Source organism: Limosilactobacillus vaginalis, from assembly GCF_025311515.1.
In the GTDB taxonomy this organism is placed as follows: Bacteria; Bacillota; Bacilli; order Lactobacillales; family Lactobacillaceae; genus Limosilactobacillus; species Limosilactobacillus vaginalis.
Genome location: NZ_CP104399.1, coordinates 37,826 through 54,525 on the forward strand (window position 1 = coordinate 37,826; position 16,700 = coordinate 54,525).

11 protein-coding genes are annotated in these 16,700 nt (G+C 41.3%); 9 read left to right on the forward strand and 2 right to left on the reverse strand.

Annotated features, from left to right (window positions below; translation table 11 throughout):
• The first annotated feature begins 34 nt into the window (after positions 1-34).
• The 3 genes from N4627_RS00180 to N4627_RS00190 all read left to right on the forward strand — a co-directional run bounded on the left by N4627_RS00180 (position 35) and on the right by N4627_RS00190 (position 2,967).
• Positions 35-256 (forward strand): transcriptional regulator, encoded by a 222-nt coding sequence (locus tag N4627_RS00180; RefSeq protein ID WP_098044937.1) that lies wholly within the window; start codon positions 35-37, stop codon positions 254-256.
• A gap of 56 nt (positions 257-312) precedes the next feature.
• Entirely contained in the window at positions 313-2,514 is a 2,202-nt protein-coding gene (locus N4627_RS00185; protein WP_313957844.1) for an ATP-dependent Clp protease ATP-binding subunit, read from the forward strand.
• Positions 2,515-2,616: 102 nt separating this feature from the next.
• Positions 2,617-2,967: a type II toxin-antitoxin system PemK/MazF family toxin gene (locus tag N4627_RS00190; protein ID WP_003716274.1), complete on the forward strand. Its 351-nt coding sequence runs from the start codon at positions 2,617-2,619 to the stop codon at positions 2,965-2,967.
• 77 nt (positions 2,968-3,044) lie between these two features.
• Here N4627_RS00190 and N4627_RS00195 read toward each other — a convergent pair whose 3' ends face one another.
• A complete protein-coding gene (locus N4627_RS00195) occupies positions 3,045-3,326 on the reverse strand; it encodes a hypothetical protein (RefSeq protein WP_003716273.1) in 282 nt (93 codons plus the stop codon).
• A 38-nt stretch (positions 3,327-3,364) separates the two neighbouring features.
• Positions 3,365-3,943, reverse strand: a complete 579-nt coding sequence (locus N4627_RS00200) for a GNAT family N-acetyltransferase (RefSeq protein ID WP_003716271.1) — start codon at positions 3,941-3,943, stop codon at positions 3,365-3,367.
• Positions 3,944-4,074: 131 nt separating this feature from the next.
• On the opposite strand from N4627_RS00200, the gene cls reads away from it, so the two are divergent.
• The 6 genes from cls to N4627_RS00230 all read left to right on the forward strand — a co-directional run bounded on the left by cls (position 4,075) and on the right by N4627_RS00230 (position 16,620).
• On the forward strand, positions 4,075-5,553 hold the full coding sequence (gene cls, locus N4627_RS00205) for a cardiolipin synthase (protein WP_098045195.1): 1,479 nt from the start codon (positions 4,075-4,077) through the stop codon (positions 5,551-5,553).
• A gap of 33 nt (positions 5,554-5,586) precedes the next feature.
• Positions 5,587-6,354: a sulfite exporter TauE/SafE family protein gene (locus N4627_RS00210; RefSeq protein ID WP_003716268.1), complete on the forward strand. Its 768-nt coding sequence runs from the start codon at positions 5,587-5,589 to the stop codon at positions 6,352-6,354.
• A gap of 129 nt (positions 6,355-6,483) precedes the next feature.
• Entirely contained in the window at positions 6,484-10,260 is a 3,777-nt protein-coding gene (locus N4627_RS00215; protein ID WP_191336918.1) for a PD-(D/E)XK nuclease family protein, read from the forward strand.
• A complete protein-coding gene (addA, locus tag N4627_RS00220) occupies positions 10,260-14,120 on the forward strand; it encodes a helicase-exonuclease AddAB subunit AddA (RefSeq protein ID WP_260964793.1) in 3,861 nt (1,286 codons plus the stop codon). The genes N4627_RS00215 and addA overlap by 1 nt, the downstream gene beginning before the upstream one ends.
• On the forward strand, positions 14,120-15,055 hold the full coding sequence (locus N4627_RS00225) for a LacI family DNA-binding transcriptional regulator (RefSeq protein WP_240411372.1): 936 nt from the start codon (positions 14,120-14,122) through the stop codon (positions 15,053-15,055). Before addA ends, N4627_RS00225 begins: the two co-directional genes overlap by 1 nt.
• 218 nt (positions 15,056-15,273) lie before the next feature.
• A complete protein-coding gene (locus N4627_RS00230) occupies positions 15,274-16,620 on the forward strand; it encodes an SLC45 family MFS transporter (protein ID WP_040530578.1) in 1,347 nt (448 codons plus the stop codon).
• Positions 16,621-16,700: the final 80 nt, after the last annotated feature.

Consider the following 16,700-nt stretch of genomic DNA (forward strand, 5'->3'; position numbering starts at 1 on the left):
GTGATATAATATTAATCGTAAAGGAAGTGAAGATATGCGGATTGATATTAAACACTATCTGGCGGTTCACAACTTGACGATCTACCAGGTGTCGAAACGTTCCGGATACGGTTATACCACTTTACATAAGTCTTTTAACAAACCTCAGTCGAGCGCTACGCCACTGAATTTGAGAGACTTAGATGCTTTAGCTCAGGCGCAACACAAAAAAATGTGGGAGGTCCTGAAAGAATTGGAAGAAAATTATCTCGAATAAAGCATTGTAAATATATAAATTTAGTAATTAAAGAAAATTAAGGGAGGAATGTACTTATGGCACAAAACCCAATGAACCCATTTGATGGAGACATGAATGACATTTTTAACCAATTAATGGGGGATATGAACGGTCTTAATTCTGATAACCGCCGCTACCTCATTAACGGTAGAGAAGTCACTCCTGAAGAATTTGCACAATATCGTCAAACTGGAAAGTTACCTGGTGGAGCTGCTCCACAACAACAACCAGGCCAACAACCTAATGAAGGTAAGGAAAGTATCTTATACAAATTAGGCCGGAACTTGACTGAAGAAGCTCGTCGTCACGAACTTGACCCAGTTATCGGTCGGAACAAGGAAATTCAAGAAACCGCTGAAATTTTAAGTCGGCGGACAAAGAATAACCCAGTATTAGTTGGTGATGCTGGTGTTGGTAAGACTGCTGTTGTAGAAGGTCTTGCTCAAGCAATCGTTTCTGGCGATGTTCCAGCAGCAATTAAGGACAAGGAAATTATCAGTATTGATGTTTCTAGTCTTGAAGCTGGTACCCAATACCGTGGTAGTTTCGAAGAGAACATGCAAAAGTTGATTGATGAAGTCAAGAAGGCTGGAAACATTATTCTCTTCTTCGATGAAATTCACCAAATCATTGGTGCTGGTTCCGCTGGTGATGCTGGCGGCTCCAAGGGAATGTCCGACATCATGAAGCCTGCACTATCACGGGGAGAAATTACCGTTATTGGTGCTACTACTCAAGATGAATACCGGAACACGATTATGAAGGATGCAGCTTTGGCACGGCGATTCAACCCAGTAACAGTTAACGCACCAAGCAAGGCTGACACAATCGCTATCCTAAAGGGAATTCGTGACTTGTACGAACGTCACCACAACGTTAAGTTACCAGATGATGTTCTTCAAGCTGCAGTTGACTACTCAGTTCAATACATGCCACAACGGTCATTACCTGACAAGGCAATTGATTTAGTAGATATGACTGCTGCCCACTTAGCTGCTAAGCACCCAGCACACGATGCAAAGCAAATCGAAAAGGATATCGAAAACGAAAAGAAGAAGCAAAAGGAAGCAGCCAAGAAGGAAGACTACAAGACTGCTCAAGCCGCTAAGGAGAAGATTGCTGATCTTGAAAAGCAATTAAAGGAAGGCTCCGAAAATGACAAGGTTACCGCAACCCCTGAAGATGTTGCTAACGCTGTAGAACAAATGACTGGTATTCCAGTTTCTAAGATTGGCGCTAGCGATGTTGAACGGTTGAAGGACATGGATAAGCGGCTAGAAGGCAAAGTTATTGGTCAAGATGAGGCTGTTGAAGCTGTAACTAGAGCTATTCGTCGTAACCGTGCCGGATTTGATGAAGGTGACTCACCAATTGGCAGTTTCCTCTTCGTTGGTCCTACTGGTGTTGGTAAGACTGAACTTGCAAAGCAATTAGCTCTCGACATGTTTGGTAGCAAGAATGACATTATTCGTTTGGATATGTCAGAATACTCAGACCGGACAGCCGTTTCTAAGTTAATCGGTGCAACTGCTGGTTATGTTGGTTATGATGACAACGGCAATACCTTAACTGAAAAGGTTCGTCGTCACCCTTACTCAATTATCTTGTTAGATGAAATTGAAAAGGCTAACCCACAAGTTATTACCCTCTTGCTCCAAGTCCTTGATGACGGTCGTTTAACTGATGGTCAAGGAAACACTATTGACTTCAAGAACACGGTAATTATCGCAACCTCAAACGCTGGATACTCCAATGATGCTCCAGTTAAGTTAGGTAACGACAACGATGAAGAAGACTTGATTAAGAAGTTAACTAATTACTTCCGTCCAGAATTCTTGAACCGGTTCAACGCAATTGTTGAATTCCACAGTTTGACTAAGGAAGACTTGAAGAAGATTGTTGACTTGATGTTAGCTGACGTTAACAAGACCTTGGCTAAGAAGGGAATGGATGTTAAGGTTACCCCAACTGCAAAGCAATACCTTATTGATGAAGGTTACGATGAAGCAATGGGTGCTCGTCCGCTTCGTCGGGTTATCGAACGTGAAATTCGTGACAAGGTAACTGATTACTACCTTGACCACCTTGATGCAAAGCACTTAGTTGCTGAAATGAAGGATGGTAAGTTAGTAATCGTTGATGCTAAGGATGCTGCCGAAGATGACAGTGATCAATACAAGTCAGAAAAGACTGACAAGGGCGAAGACAACGATAAAAAAGCTGAAGACGACAAGTAATCGGTAAGCTTTTCAATGAAGAAAGAAGACAGGAAACTTGTTTCCTGTCTTCTTTCTTTTTAAAATGAGATCATAACGATAGCTTAAGGAGAAATTTATTGAATGAAGGCAAAAGAAGTAAAACGAGGGGACATTTTTTATGCCGATCTTTCACCAGTAGTGGGTTCGGAACAAGGGGGACAACGACCGGTTTTAATTATCCAGAATGATGTCGGTAACCACTTTAGCACGACTGTTATTGTGGCCCCAATCACTACGCACTCACAGAAGAAACCAATGCCGACACATGTTCCGCTGACAACTAAAGTAACTGGAATTCCTAAAAATTCAGTTGTTTTATTGGAACAGGTTCGGACGATCGATAAGCAACGACTGATGGATCGGATTGATCACCTTGATACTTCGGTAATGAAAAAGGTTAACCAGGGACTGCGGGTAAGTCTTTCTTTGTAATTAAAATAACGGTGGCCGGTAAATACGAAATGTTCCCCGGTCACCGTCATTTTATTTTTAACTATGTTAAGCGCTAATTAAGCAGCGTTCTTTTTTAGTTGGTTAATCTTAATTTCAATCAATCCGGCTCGTTCACCGAGATCAAAGAACTCTTTTTGAAGCCTAAAGAGGCGACTTTGGATTGCTGTACTAGTAGGCAACCATTGTTGGTTTAAGTACATCTTCCAGAAGTCATCATCTGGCTTTAAGCCAATTCGCTTACTAAGCTGCTCAATTTCTGGATGAATTTTTTGGATCTTATTAACTAGTTCATTGTGTTGGCGAACTAAATAACCCAGATCGTTTTTTGCGTACTGCATAAAATCCCTCCTATAAGTAAAATTATATCCTACACTTCCTATTTTAACAGTCCTTTCATAAAGTCGTTAGTAATTCTTGTAACTTTATAACCGTGATTGAGATTTAGTTCAAAAGCAAGCCGTTTTGGGTCGTTTTTGTCATTAACGGTAACTTCACCACAACGAATAAAGCCAAAATCATGAGCTAGCTTCTGCATTTGTTTGTTCTTTTCGTGAGTATCAAGGCGGAAGTTAGTCCGTCCTTGGAGTTGACCGACAGTAATAAGGTTACTGAAGAGGAACTTGGCGAGTCCCTGTCCACGGTAATTACTTGAAAGAGCTACTCGATGAATTGTGGCATATGGAGATTGAGGGTGACTCCACTGGCCATTATGAATGTTTTGGTATGAAGGCTCGGGAGCAAGTTGGAGAGCTGCAGTTCCGGCAACTTGATCATTTACCACGAGGCCCCAACTTATTTCCTGGGAAATATCATGAGCAATCATTGCACGATCAGGGTGACCATCTTGCCATTGAGGGTTGCCATCATTCTTAAGTGAATTTCGCGCTTCCTCGATGATCTCCATAATAGTATCGAGATCTGCTAATTTAGCGCGGCGAAGATAAATTGTTGACATGATTTAAATTAACCTCGGTTCACTAATAAATTTCTTTCATTATAGAACAAAAAAGAAAGATTTTGTAACTGCCGTTGGTTATCCAATTTTTATGAGTTAGAATTAAAGGGATAAAAAAGGGGAGTGCCGTAATGATATTAACGTGGAATGTTATTAAGTGGTTGCTGATTACAATTGTCGTTATTAACGAAATTGCGGCACTATTTACGGTCTTTAGAGAAAAGCGAGATATTGCGGCAACCTGGGCATGGCTGCTTGTGCTATTATTGCTTCCGGTAGTTGGATTTATTATCTACGCGTTTCTCGGACGAAAGTTGCCACAGCGTCGGTTAGAGCGAATTAAATCGCAGACGCAATTGAAATTGAAACAGGCTGTTGACCGGCAAAAGGTTCAGTTTCAAAATATGCCAAAACCGAAGCATTCAACTGCTCAAATGTATCGACGGACGGTAATGCTTTTTCAAAGTTTAGATAACGCCTTTCTGACCCGTCATAATAATGTCAAAGTTTATATAGATGGTGATAAGCTATTTCAACAGCTCTTTGCTGACATTGAAGCGGCCCAAAAGAGCATTAATATTGAATTTTATACAATCTATAATGATCAAATCGGGAATGAATTACGGACCCTGTTAGAGCAGAAGGCAGCAGAGGGCGTTGAGATTCGGGTGCTTTATGATTCATGGGGTTCGATGGGGGTTCGTTCTGATTTTTATAACGGACTCCGTAAACGTGGCGGCTATGCAACGCCATTCTTGATGACCCATAGCAACTTTATTGATTTTCGGTTGAATTACCGTGATCACCGTAAGATCGTTGTAATTGACGGCAAAATTGGCTATGTCGGTGGCTTTAATATTGGTGATCAGTACCTTGGGCGGGTAAAGAAGTTTGGTCCGTGGCGTGACACTCACCTCCGAATTATCGGTGGCGGTGTATATAGCCTACAACAGCGGTTTATTCGTGACTGGAATGCCTCAGTTAAGCATCAGGAAAGTCGAATTAAGCATTTTCGGCGCTTCTTCCCTGAAATTAAATTAGATAAGAGTCAGCTTAGGAACGAAACGTCACTGCAGATCGTTTCTAGTGGTCCAGAATCACCACAGGAAAACATTAAGTTAGGTTATTTGCGGTTAATTAACGCTGCGACTGATCATATTTGGATTCAAACCCCATATTTAATTCCAGATGATAGTGTGATTGATGCGCTTCAGGTAGCTGCTCATTCGGGAGTAGATGTCAGGATAATGGTTCCGTGCAAGCCGGATCATCCGTTTGTTTACCGGGCAACTCAATACTATGCTCGAGTATTGGCAAACCATGATATCACCATTTACTTTTACGAAAATGGTTTTTTGCATGCCAAAACGATCATGATCGATGGCAGAATGGCAAGTGTTGGTTCTGCAAACCTTGATTTTCGAAGCTTTAAATTAAATTTCGAAATTAATTCCTTTATTTACGATCGCAATATGACGGATAAGCTAGAACAGATCTTTGTAAATGATATTCGTAGTTCACGGGTGATTACGCCAGAAATGTTTGCCAACCAATCGCGGTGGTTGCGGTTTAAGCAGACATTTTCACGGTTACTATCACCTATTCTGTAGGATTTAATAAGTTAGTTTGATAGGGAGAGAGAAATGGCAGGAATTCCATCGATTGGAACATTAATTTACTTATTACTTGGTGGTGTCGTTGCGGGAATTTTAGCTTCGGCAGCTTCTTTTGCTTCATTGGCATCATACCCACTGCTTTTAAGTGTTGGTGTAGCTCCAGTCTATGCTAATGTGACAAATGATGCTGCACTGATTTGGAATAGCCTGGGCGCGGTATTTGCTTCTGGAAGGGAACTCCACGGTCACTGGCGTCAGGTATGGATCTACGGTTTCTTTACTGTGATCGGTTCAATTATTGGTTGCATTCTTTTACTTGCTTTTCCGGGGAAGGTGTTTGAACGAGTAGTCCCGTTCTTTATTTTGATTGCGGGTGCAATGATTTTAGTTTCAGGGAAGCACCAACCCGACTTAACTAAACAGAAACCTCAGTGGTTAAAAGTTTTGTATATCTTTCTCCTGATAGTTGTTGGGGGATATGCGGGTTACTTTGGTGCCGCAAGCGGGATTGTAATTTTAGTATTATTAACATACTTGACTGATGAGGACTTTTTAGTATCAAACGCAATCAAAAATGCGGTTTGCGGCTTTACTAACCTCGTTGCCTTGATTATTTATTCATTCACATCAAAAATTTATTGGTGGGATGCAATTCCAATGGCAGTAGGAATGTTTATTGGTGGTTACTTAGGACCAATTGTTTTACGATATGTCCCTGCTAAATTGATGCGCTGGGTAATTGCATTGCTTGCTCTAACTCAGGCAATCATCTTCTTTAAGCAGGCATACTTATAAAGAAATATTATTGTTGGGAGTGGGCCTTTATTACTAATGGACTGCTCCTTTTTAAATAATTTACCTAAACATTTGTTCGATGCGTATGGTAAAATTGAATTTGAATTTATGTAAAAAGGATGGATCACCATGGGAACTCTAGGCTTTGTTTTAGGCACTCGTGCAATGGATCATGAACTAGTAATGATCGATCAACTGGCAGACCAAATGAAAAAGGCCTCAGCTAAAGACCGGTTTTTCTACTTGGTTCCTAACCATATTAAATTTGAAACAGAAATAAGTATCTTGGCTGGTTTACGAAAACGAATGGGCCTTGATAATGATCAACGCTTTGCTTCAGAAAAGCTTCAGGTACTATCCTTTAGCCGGTTAGCGTGGTTCCTTTTACGTGATACACCAGCTTTTCAAACACCACGAATTTCTAAGATCGGAATGACGATGCTAACATCCCAAGTGGCTCAGGAACATGCTCAGGAGCTACACCTTTATGCAAGCGAAATTAAGCGGCCAGGCTTTATTCAGAAGCTGACGGAGCAATTAGAAGAACTAAAAAGTGCTAATATTTCAGCGGACGATTTTTCAGTGATCCTTGAGCAAATTCAGCAAGACCAATCATCAGGGGCTAACCGTGTCTGGCTAACTAAGATGCATGATATTGAGATTATTTACCATGCTTATGAGGAACAACTTCGGCAAAATTTCCTGGGAAATAATGAGCTTTATTTGCAGTTAGTTAAGTATTTACAAACTAATAAAGAAGTTCATCACATGCACTTCTTTATTGATCGATTTGCACAGTTTACTGCTAGTGAACAACGAATTGTTGATGCTTTAGTAGAAAATGGGGCAGCTACAATGGTCTCACTGGTTCTCGATCGGGGTTATCCTGACCAAAATCACCCTAGTCCAAGTGAAGTTCCTGCCGAAAATGATTTGTTCTATTCCTCGGCAATGGTTTATCGACGGCTCTGGAAGCTGGCTCAGCAAGAACCACAACAAATCCAACTTCAGCCGAATGTATGGTTTGCAACACAACCGCGAGTTAATGATGATCTTCAAAGGGTTGATCATTACTTTAAGCGGTATGCAGCAGGACCAATTTCAACAACGGAAACTAGCCAGTTGACGGTACCTTCAGCGGTTCAATTTTATACAATGGCAAATCGTCGTGAAGAATTAGAAAAAGTAGCCATAAAAATTAGACAGTTGGTCGCTAGTGGCAAGTATCGTTACCGGGATTTCTTAGTTTTGACCCGGCACCTCGATGGTTATCAGAACATGATCTCGCCGATCTTTGCACAAAATCAGGTACCGGTTTTTGATGATCATGAACGTAAAATGGATCAGCATCCGCTGGTAATCTTGTTAAGCACGTTGTTTAGTATTGACCAACGAGGGTATCAATTAGGAGATATTATGCAGTTGCTAAAGACGTGGCTATTGGTACCACGATTAGCGACTGGTGAGTTAATGCCAATCAAGACTTTTCAAGAAGCGGTATTCACTACCGAAAATTGGTGTTTAAAGCAGGCAATTCGCGGAAAACAGGATTGGATAAACTCAGACTTATGGACCGTTAAAGATGCTGAGGACCAGCGAGAAAAAGCAACCACTCCGCAAGTAGAACAATTAAATCAGCAATTAGCGATTGTTCATAATTACGTTGTTGAAACAATCGTGCCATTTTTAAACCAACTAAAGGAAGCAGAATCAGGCCGGGAGTTGGCAACGATGCTGTTTAACTTTTTGCAACAAAATGGGGTTACTGAACGACTATATCAATGGCAACAATATCAGAGTACTCGTGATCTTGATTTGGCACGTCAGCCACAACAAGTTTGGGAAAAGTTTTGCCAGATCCTTCAAGAATATGTCGAGATCCTTGGAGAAGATCAGTTGGACAAGGAGAATATCGACGATTATCTTGAAAAATTTAATGAGATTATCCAAGCCGGTTTCTCAGCAGCCCAATATTCCCAAATTCCAGCAACGCTTGATCAAGTGGTTGTTTCCGAAACGGGAATTGTGCAAAGTCAAAATAAAAAGGTTGTCTTTATGATCGGCTCAACTGATGATGTGATGCCAGAAGTACGCGAAAACGATGGATTACTGACTGATCAAGATAAGCAGATCTTAGCTCCATATTTAGATGATGATTTTCAATACTTACCGGCTGACATGATAACAGAATTGAATAATGAACCATTTGTGCATTATTTGGGGATGCTTTCTGCAAAGCAACAGTTGATTTTCACGGCTCCACAAGCAACCAATGATGATAAAGAGTTGACGATTTCACCATATATGCGCGACTTGGCTGCTTATCTCCAGCAACCGATTATTAATTCGCCATTAGTAACTAGTAAGGTTGGTAGGGAAAGTGCTCAGCAGTTCATCAGTAGTCCGGAAGCTAGTCTAAGTCAGCTAGTGCGGGTAGGCCGTCAGGTACGGGATGACCAAAAAGCAGTTGCTGCACCAGTCCAGATGCCATCGGCCTGGAAAAAAATTAAACAGGATTTGATTTTATTAGCAAAGCAGTGGCAGTTAAGCTCAGATGCTACTGATAATGCTTTAGGAAAAAGACTTCAACAGCGCTTAGAAATGGTAAATCAAGGATTTAATTACCATAACGTTGTGGACGACATTGGAGCAACGTTAGCGCAAGCATTATATCTCCACGGTACCCCTAATAAGGGTGGACAACGGGTTTTGTATGCTTCAATTTCACAGTTGCAAAACTTTTACATTAATCAGTACGAATATTTCTTAAAGTATGGTTTACAACTTCAAAAACGGGACCGCCTTGAAATGTCTTCTGATCGGATCGGGACTTTCTTCCATAAGGCGATGGAGACCTTTATTAATAACACTCGTCAACAACAAGTTGAATTAAAGGAGTTAGTAGCTGATTCGCAGGAATTAAGAAGGTTTATTGATGAGGCGTTACAGGCCGCTGAAAAGAACCAGCCTGAATTAGTCCGACTAACGGAATCATCAACCCAGGCAAAGTTCCAGTATCACCAGTTACGGACGATTGTGACAACAATGCTTAAAACAATGTGTCAGCAAGCTCAGTATACTGAGGCTCGACCTTTTAAGACTGAAGCGCAATTTGGCCGGATTGGCAGTCCAAATCAAGTTAACTTGAAAGCATTAGACTACCCATTAGCTTCTGGAGATCGGATTTATTTGCGTGGCCGAATTGACCGAATTGATCGCCTTCCTAAGGAGCAGTTAACTGATCTTTTACAGCCAAGTGATTTTCTTACCGTTGTTGATTACAAATCAAGCAACCATACCTTTGACCTTACATCGGCTTACTATGGCATTTCCTTACAGTTATTAACCTATTTAAATGGGTTACAAAGCAATCTGCAGGAATTAGACGAGCCAACAGCACGGCTTGCGGGAGCATTATACCTGCACTTAAATAATCCCAAGTTTGATTGGAAACGAAACCAGCATAAGGATTTAGAAGAGTTACAGTTAAGCTCCCACGAATACAAGGGAATTCTCCTGAATGAACCAGCGATCCTTGACTCGCTCGATCAGAAACTTCAAGATAATCAGTCGGTCTTGTACCCGTTAAAGGTTACTAAAAAGGGCGGCATTTCTGCTAAAAAGGACGCGCTCCTTGTTACTCCTGATCAGTTACACTGGCTCCAAGAATGGAATAAACAATTAATTATTGCCGCGGGAGATAAAATCCTTGAGGGACAGGTTAAGTTAAATCCTTACCGGTTAATTGAGGGAAGTAAACGGTCAACAGGATTAGACTATAGCGACTTCAAGGATATTTACCAATTTGACAATATGCTGGATCAGCAGCGTTACCGTCAGCTTGATCCACGGAAAGCGAAGGAAGATTTTGATAATGCAAAGAAAGAAGGAGGGACTAAAGAGTAATGGCAATATTTAACCCAACGCCAAGTCAACAACGAGCGATAGATGATCGTGGGAAGAACATTCTTGTTTCCGCTTCAGCAGGATCAGGGAAAACAGCAGTTTTGGTTGAACGTGCTATTAAATTGATCAGAGAGGGAATTCATGTCGATCGGATGTTGATGGTGACCTTTACGGATGCCGCGGCAAAGAGTATGCGGGATAAGATTCGTGAAGCTCTCCAAGAAGCAGTCCGCCAACCAGTGCATAACGCTGAAGAACAGCAACAGCAGCGGCGAATGATTAATGAAATTAATCGGTTAGCTACGGCCGATATTAGTACCATTCACGCCTTTTGCCTAAAACTAATAAAGCGCTACTATTACTTAATCCATTTAGATCCTCAATTTCGGCTATTAACGGATGATACCGAGCGTCTCCTTCTTCAAGAAGAAATCTGGCAACAAGTTAGTGAAAAACTATATGAATCACCACTTGAGCAAGCCAATGATGAGCGGGCAAGCTTTAGCGAACTGGTAACTAATTTCTCTAATGACCGTGACGCACAAGGATTAGATGATCTGGTTTTGAAGTTATATGAAACAGCAAATGCTCAGCCAGAACCGGAGAGCTGGTTACAAGGACTAGCTGACAATTATTTCCTGGGAAATGATTCAATTACTAGTACCAAATTCTATCAAGAACAGCTAAAACCAGTTGTTAAAAATAATTTGAAACAGCTGATGAATGACTATGCCGAATTGAGTATTCGAATGGCAGACCTTGGATATGATAAACCAGCTGAAATTATCAAAAGTGACCAGGAACAAATTAGGGATCTGATCACGAGTTTGGATCAAGACCAGTGGGGAGACATCCGTGCCGCATTTCAGGGAGTTAAATATGCTCGAATGAGTGGCGGGGCAAAGAAGAAGGATCCCGAATATGAGACTTACCAGTCATTAATAAAGGCGCGAAACGGACTCAAAGAACAACTGAAATCCTTAGCGACAGATTACTTTGAATATGATGAACAACGTTTCCGGCAAGTTGCAAATCATGCGGCCGGAATCCTAAATGAATTATCAGCGGTTACAATTGAGTTTTCACGAGCTTACCAACAAGCAAAATTGAATCGTCATGTTTTAGAATTTAGCGATTTGGAGCACTATGCTTACCAAATCTTAACGCCACCTGCGGATCAGCCAGATTGGGTTACCCTTGTTAACGAATTACGTGAACACTATCAAGAAATTATGATTGATGAGTATCAGGATACCAACCCGCTTCAGGAAAAGATCTTGATGCAATTAGCCAGTCCAGATCAGCAAAACTTATTCATGGTTGGTGACGTAAAACAGTCAATCTACCGTTTTCGTGAGGCAGATCCAACTCTTTTCCTTGCAAAATATGAGAATTATCGTAAGGGAAAGGGTGGTGAATCAATTGTTCTAGCAGAAAACTTCCGGTCAATGCAAAACGTGACCGGTTTTACAAATGTTCTATTTGAACAGTTGATGGATCGTCAGGTCGGTGAGATTGATTATGATAAGGATGCTCATTTGAAGTATGCCGCAACCTATTACGACGAAAATCCAGATAACCAGGTTACCCCTGCTGAGGTATTGCTTTATGATGCCAACGCCAATCCTAAACTTCCCCAAGAAGACGATAAGTTAACTGGAGAACTACGGATGGTTGCCATGCGAATCAAACAGATGGTAACTAATAAAGAATTGATTTACGATAAAAAAACACAGCAAATGCGGCCAGTTAAGTATGGGGATATCGTTCTCCTTGAGCGAACAAAGAACATTAATAATACTTTAATGGAACAGTTTAATGAGCTGGAAGTTCCGCTGACAGTTCATGATGTCGAAAGCTATTTTCAAGCAACGGAAGTCAGGGTAATGATGGCATTGCTAAAGATTATTGATAATCCTAAGCAAGATATTCCGTTAGTTGCAGTTCTTCGTTCACCAATTGTTGGCCTTAGTAATAAAGAGTTAGCTTTTATTCGGCTTCAAAACCGGCGGGCAGACTTTTATACGGCATTAACGACGTGTCAAAGCAACTTTGAAAGTCACCACCTTCAGCAATCGTCAGCATTGAATTCTGATCAGTTAACACGTCTTCAGCAGAAACTAACTACTTTCATTGAGCAATTAACTGAATTTCGGCAAGTAGCTCAACAACAAACCTTAGTTAATTTAATTTGGCATATTTATCAGGAAACGGGTTATTTAGACTACGTTGGTGCAATGCCGGGTGGGCAACAACGACAGGCCAACCTTCATGCACTATATGAGCGGGCGCATACTTATGAGCAAAGTAGCTTTAAGGGTCTTTACCAGTTCACGCGCTTTATTGAAAAAATGCAGGAACATGATCAGGATCTGGGGGTAGCGCCAACACAATTAGATACGAATACCGTTAACGTAATGACAATTCATGGGAGCAAGGGTCTTCAATTTCCAGTTGTTTTCTTGATTAATACAAACCATCATTTTAATAACGCGGCTGTTCGGGAAAATGCGGTTGTTGACCCGAATTCTGGAGTTGGTATTAAGGTAATGGATCAGCAACGGCTAGTTTATGATACGCCACAGCGACAAATTATTTTAAATAATATTCAGCAAGGCGAACGAGCAGAAGACTTGCGGGTCCTCTACGTTGCGCTAACCCGAGCTGAACAGCGGCTGATCATTACGGCATCGTTTAACGAAACGCGAAGGGGCCAAAAACTAGTTGAAGCATGGAATGGTTGGCAAAAAGCATTCCAAAGCAACCAGCAATTGATTGGTTCGCAGTTACGGATAAGTGTGAAGTCCTTTATGGATTGGATCGGTTTAGCGCTTGCACGGTATTCTAAGCAGTTTAATGCTGCTAAGTTAAGTATTTCAGGGGATGACATAACAGATAAGGGAATTATTTTGGAAGATAGTCCCCTTAATACGGGAAAAGGATTTACCGGAATGGCGACAGAACCATTCTTCGTTGCCCAAACTTTTACCGCTACTGATGTTGAGCAACAACTGGAAAAATTAACTAAGCCAATCAATGTAGCGGATGAAGTAGGTTCGCAATCACTTAAGTCCCCGTCAGCAAAGGAGATTGATCAAGTGCTTGCCTTTCGTTATCCACACGAAGTCGCAACCAAAACGACGGCCTATCAATCAGTTACGGATGTAAAACGGGTATTTGAAGATCCGGATAATCGTGAAATGGGTCAGTGGGATTATGAACAGCAACGAAAGGTGAAGAACCGCGGACTTTATTTAAGAAACGATTTTGCGACACCACAGTTTATTCAACAAGGTGATCAATCGCCAGCGGCAACAGAAGTCGGAACTGCCACGCACTTGGTATTTCAAAAATTACCGCTAAACGACAAAGAGATCACGGTGAAGCAAGTCCAAAAAGAGATTCAGCAACTAGTTAAGGAACACCTAATTAACTCTGCAGTGGCGCCATTTATTAATGTGGAAGGAATTGCTGCATTTTTCCAAACAGATCCAGGACGACAGATTATCGCCAATGGGCAAAACTATCATCGGGAAGAACCATTTGCGATGATAATGAATGGTCATGAACTATTTAAAGAGGTTCAAGCAAGGGATGATGAGCGAATCCTGGTTCATGGGATTATTGACGGCTATTTAGAAACGCCTAAAGGAATTACTTTAGTCGACTATAAAACCGATCATATTAATCCTCAGTATCGAGAATTTGAATTAGCTAAAATTACTGGTCGTTATCGTGGTCAGCTGGAGTTATATCGACAAGCATTAAATATTATGAAACCAATACCGGTTGTTCAGATGGGACTCTACCTGGTAGAATTAGGTGAGTTTATTCCATTTGAAATCGAGGGACGGCCGTAATGGTAACAATTAAGGACATTGCAAAACAGGCGGGAGTATCCGTTTCAACGACATCACGGGCGTTGAATGATAATCCGCGAATTAGTGAGGAGACACGTGAACGGGTTAAGAAGATTGCGGCAGAGTTAGGGTACCAACCTAACTACACCGCGCGGAATCTTACTCGCGGGGAATCAAATATGGTTGGGCTAATTTTTCCGGTCACTGAAGATACGGCGCCAGCAAACCCATTCCATATTGACCTCATGCGGGGAGTTAGTACGGCACTCCAGCCATTGCACTATGAAATGGTGGTTGCAATCGCTGCAACTCAGGATGAATTGCTTGAAGAGGTTCGTTCAATGGTTGATCAATCTAAAGTGCATAACTTCTTGGTTTTCTATGCAATGAGTAATGATCCCGTAACGGTTTATTTACGGCAGAATAACCTTAATTTTGTTATTATTGGTCACCCAACGGATCATCATCCAGATCGGTTCGTTGATAACGATAATGTTGCTGCCGGGAAAGCGGCCACAGAACAACTTTTAAAAACTCATCACTTAACTCATCCGGCTTTTCTTGAATCGGTTGATCCTTGGCTGTTTGAGCGCGAACGGGCTACTGGATATGATAAATGTATGAAAGCTCATCATCTAAAAGCAGTTGTTTGGCAACTAGGTACTAATGCAAATTCATTGGATGATTTTCTTAATAACCATCCCGAAACAGATGGCTTATTATTCTCTGATGATCTGTTATTTGTTCGGTTTTCTCATGAGGTGCAGAAGCGCTCGCTGCCGGTATTTTGCTTTAACAATAGTCGGTTGATGGGGATGCTGACAAATAGTGATGGGCGGATTGATCTGCGTCCCCGTGAGTTGGGAAGAGAAGCTGTTAAGCTGCTTTTTGATCCAATGAAGCATCACAGTTATGTCTCGTTTCAAGTTAAATAGTCTGAGCGTACACTAATTGATAATTAAAATTAAAGAAAAATTAGGCTGAAATTACTGGTATTTCAGCTTTTTTATTTTTAAACAAAGAAAACCCTTCCAAAAATTTTATGCAAACGGTTGCGCAAAAGTAAGGAATCTGGTATATTATTAATTGTAAAAAGTCATGAAGCGCTTTCATGACAAGAAGCATTAATTTTAAGATAAATAGGGGTGTAATTATGAGTCAAGAAAAGCCAGCAGGCGCAGGCTTGCCAACACTCTCCAAGAGTACAATTTGGATGATCAACTTCGGATTCTTGGGTGTTCAGACTGCCTTCACCTTGCAAAGTTCACAAATGAGTCGGATTTTCCAAACTATTGGTGCCGACCCTAACAACTTAGGATGGTTCTTTATCCTGCCACCTTTGATGGGACTTGTTGTTCAACCAATCGTTGGTTATTACTCTGACCGTACTTGGGCACCAAAGCTCGGTGGTCGGCGTCTCCCATACCTTCTTTTAGGGATGATTGTTGCTGTTATTGTTATGTTACTGTTGCCAAATTCAGGTAGTTTTGGCTTCGGGTATGGTTCACTAGCTGCACTGTGGTTTGGTGCTATTACCGTTGCCTTCCTTGATTTGTCATCTAACGTTGCAATGCAACCATTCAAGATGATGGTTGGGGACATGGTTAACGATGACCAAAAGAGTTATGCATACGGTATTCAAAGTTTCTTATCAAACACCGGTGCCGTTTTAGCCGCTATCTTCCCATTCCTGTTTACTTGGTTCGGGGTTAAGAACATTGCTCCTAAAGGGGTTGTTCCTGATTCTGTTAAGGTTGCTTTCTATGTTGGTGCTGCTTTACTGGTTGTTACTAGTCTGTTCACTGTTTTCCGGGTTCACGAATATGACCCAGCAACTTACGCTAAGTATCACGGAATTACTGAAGAAGATAACAAGGAAGGTGGAAACTGGTTCACCTTACTAAAGACTGCTCCTAAGGCATTCTGGACTGTAACCCTTGTTCAATTCTTCTGCTGGTTTGCTTTCCAATACCTCTGGACATACTCAGCAGGTGCTATTGCGAAGAACGTTTGGGATACTACCAACGCTACTTCAGCAGGTTACCAAGCCGCTGGTAACTGGTACGGTGTTTTAGCTGCCGTTCAATCAATCGCTGCTGTTGTTTGGTCATATGTTTTAGCTAAGGTTCCTAACAAGTACCACAAGCTAGGCTATGCTGGTAGTTTGCTTCTTGGTGCATTTGGATTCATTTCTGTCTTCTTTATCCACGACCAATGGACATTGATTATTTCATACATCCTTGTCGGGATTGCATGGGCCGGAATGAACACTTACCCATTAACAATTGTTACCAACGCATTGTCTGGTAAGCACATGGGTACTTACCTTGGACTCTTCAACGGTTCAATTTGTTTACCACAAATCGTTGCCTCATTGCTTAGTTTCGCATTGTTCCCACTCTTCGGTAACTCACAAGTTAACATGTTCATCCTTGGTGGAATTGTGTTAGCTCTTGGTGCCCTTTCAGTTGGTACAATTAAGGAAACCTACGCTGAATAAGGCGGATAAGCTGAATAATAAAGTAGATTAAACTAGAATAGGACTGTGACGGGAATTAGCCACAGCCCTATTGTCTAAAG

Coding starts and splice junctions, on each gene's coding strand:
- N4627_RS00180 (WP_098044937.1), top strand. CDS start 35: ATGCGGATTGATATTAAACACTATCTGGCGGTTCACAACTTGACGATC.
- N4627_RS00185 (WP_313957844.1), top strand. CDS start 313: ATGGCACAAAACCCAATGAACCCATTTGATGGAGACATGAATGACATT.
- N4627_RS00190 (WP_003716274.1), top strand. CDS start 2,617: ATGAAGGCAAAAGAAGTAAAACGAGGGGACATTTTTTATGCCGATCTT.
- N4627_RS00195 (WP_003716273.1), bottom strand. CDS start 3,326: ATGCAGTACGCAAAAAACGATCTGGGTTATTTAGTTCGCCAACACAAT.
- N4627_RS00200 (WP_003716271.1), bottom strand. CDS start 3,943: ATGTCAACAATTTATCTTCGCCGCGCTAAATTAGCAGATCTCGATACT.
- cls (WP_098045195.1), top strand. CDS start 4,075: ATGATATTAACGTGGAATGTTATTAAGTGGTTGCTGATTACAATTGTC.
- N4627_RS00210 (WP_003716268.1), top strand. CDS start 5,587: ATGGCAGGAATTCCATCGATTGGAACATTAATTTACTTATTACTTGGT.
- N4627_RS00215 (WP_191336918.1), top strand. CDS start 6,484: ATGGGAACTCTAGGCTTTGTTTTAGGCACTCGTGCAATGGATCATGAA.
- addA (WP_260964793.1), top strand. CDS start 10,260: ATGGCAATATTTAACCCAACGCCAAGTCAACAACGAGCGATAGATGAT.
- N4627_RS00225 (WP_240411372.1), top strand. CDS start 14,120: ATGGTAACAATTAAGGACATTGCAAAACAGGCGGGAGTATCCGTTTCA.
- N4627_RS00230 (WP_040530578.1), top strand. CDS start 15,274: ATGAGTCAAGAAAAGCCAGCAGGCGCAGGCTTGCCAACACTCTCCAAG.